Annotated in this window: 1 protein-coding gene; it reads left to right on the top strand. The window is 59.4% G+C overall.

Going from position 1 to position 2,445, the window contains the following annotated elements:
* A partial coding sequence (locus J5M56_RS23520; RefSeq protein WP_347709432.1) for an immunoglobulin-like domain-containing protein occupies positions 1-2,445 on the top strand: 2,445 nt, incomplete at both ends.

The raw sequence follows: 2,445 nt of genomic DNA, 5'->3' as shown, positions 1-2,445 counted from the left end.
CTCTGACCGCGACCCCAAGCGTGACCGAAGGCGGCACCGTGGTTTACACCGCCACCGTCAACGCACCGGTTACTGGTGCTCCGCTGGTGATTACTTTGGCTAACGGCCAGACCATCACCATCCCGGTAAACGCCAGCTCCGGCTCGGTCGACTACATCGCACCGAACAACGTCTACAACACCAACACGCCGCTGACCAACAGCATCACTAACGTCACTGGCGGCAACTACGAGAAGCTGGAAACCGCGGGTAACCCAACTACTTCGGTCACCGATGATCCGACCCAGCTGGACAGCACTGGCCTCACCTTGTCCGCTACCGGGACCGTCCAAGAAGGCGGCAGCATCGTTTACACCGCTACTCTGACCAATCCGGCCGGTAGCGAAATGACGGTTACCTTGAGCAATGGTGCCGTGATCACCATCGCCAAAGGCCAGACTCAAGGCAGCGTGTCGTTCGATGCCCCAGCCAACACTGTCTATGTCGATGCCGGCAATGTGAGTGTGAATGTCACCGGCACCACCGGTGGTGACTTCGAGAAGCTGGACGTCAGCCCGGCACCGGCTGTGACCGCCATCACCGACACCATCGATACCTCGACGGTGACTCTGACCGCGACCCCAAGCGTGACCGAAGGCGGCACCGTGGTTTACACCGCCACCGTCAACGCACCGGTTACTGGTGCTCCGCTGGTGATTACTTTGGCTAACGGCCAGACCATTACCATCCCGGTCAACGCCAGCTCTGGCTCGGTTGACTACGTTGCACCGAACAACGTCTACAACACGAACACGCCGCTGACCAACAGCATTACCAACGTCACTGGCGGCAACTACGAGAAGCTGGAAACCGCGGGTAACCCAACCACTTCGGTTACCGATGATCCAGCCAAGCTGGACAGCACCGGATTGAGCCTCAGCGCCACTGGCACCGTTCAGGAAGGTGGCAGCATCGTTTACACCGCGACCCTGACCAATCCGGCTGGTAGCGAAATGACGGTCACCCTGAGCAATGGTGCAGTAATCACCATCGCCAAAGGCCAGACTGAAGGCAGCGTGTCGTTCGATGCCCCAGCCAACACTGTCTATGTCGATGCGGGCAATGTAAGTGTGAATGTCACCAGCACCACTGGTGGTGACTTCGAGAAGCTGAACGTCAGCCCAACACCGGCTGTGACCGCTATCACCGACACCATCGATACCTCGACGGTGACCCTGACGGCCACTCCGTCCGCTGTTGAAGGTGGCGTGGTCACCTACACCGCGAGCGTGACTTCGCCAGTTACCGGTACTCCGCTGGTAATCACCCTGGCCAACGGCCAGACCATTACCATCCCGGTCAACGCCAGCTCCGGCTCGGTCGACTACGTCGCACCGAACAACGTCTACACCACCAATACCCCACTGACGAACAGCATCACTAACGTCACTGGCGGCAACTACGAGAAGCTGGAAACCGCGGGTAACCCAACCACTTCGGTTACCGATGATCCGACCCAGCTGGACAGCACTGGCCTCACCTTGTCCGCCACTGGCACCGTCCAGGAGGGCGGCAGCATCGTTTACACCGCTACTCTGACCAATCCGGCTGGTAGCGAGATGACGGTTACCTTGAGCAATGGTGCCGTGATCACCATCGCCAAAGGCCAGACTCAAGGCAGCGTGTCGTTCGATGCCCCAGCCAACACTGTCTATGTCGATGCCGGCAATGTCAGTGTGAATGTCACCAGCACTACCGGTGGTGACTTCGAGAAGCTGAACGTCAGCCCAACGCCGGCTGTGACTGCTATTACCGACACCATCGATACTTCCACAGTGACTCTGACGGCCACTCCGTCCGCTGTTGAAGGTGGCGTGGTCACCTACACGGCGAGCGTGACTTCGCCAGTTACCGGTACGCCACTGGTGATCACCCTGGCCAACGGCCAGACCATCACCATCCCTGTCAACGCCAGCTCCGGCTCGGTCGACTACGTCGCACCGAACAACGTCTACACCACCAATACCCCACTGACGAACAGCATCACTAACGTCACTGGCGGCAACTACGAGAAGCTGGAAACCGCGGGTAACCCAACCACTTCGGTTACCGATGATCCGACCCAGCTGGACAGCACTGGCCTCACCTTGTCCGCCACTGGCACCGTTCAGGAAGGCGGCAGCATCGTCTACACCGCTACTCTGACCAATGCGGCCGGTAGCGAAATGACGGTTACCTTGAGCAATGGTGCCGTGATCACCATCGCCAAAGGCCAGACTCAAGGCAGCGTGTCGTTCGATGCCCCAGCCAACACCGTCTATGTCGATGCCGGCAATGTGAGTGTGAATGTCACCGGCACCACCGGTGGTGACTTCGAGAAGCTGGACGTCAGCCCGGCACCGGCTGTGACCGCCATCACCGACACCATCGATACCTCGACGGTGACTCTGACCGCGACCCCAAGCG

It is taken from the genome of Pseudomonas sp. 51_B (assembly GCF_017491595.1).
GTDB lineage: Bacteria > Pseudomonadota > Gammaproteobacteria > Pseudomonadales > Pseudomonadaceae > Aquipseudomonas > Aquipseudomonas promysalinigenes.
This window is presented reverse-complemented; position numbering and strand designations above follow the sequence as displayed.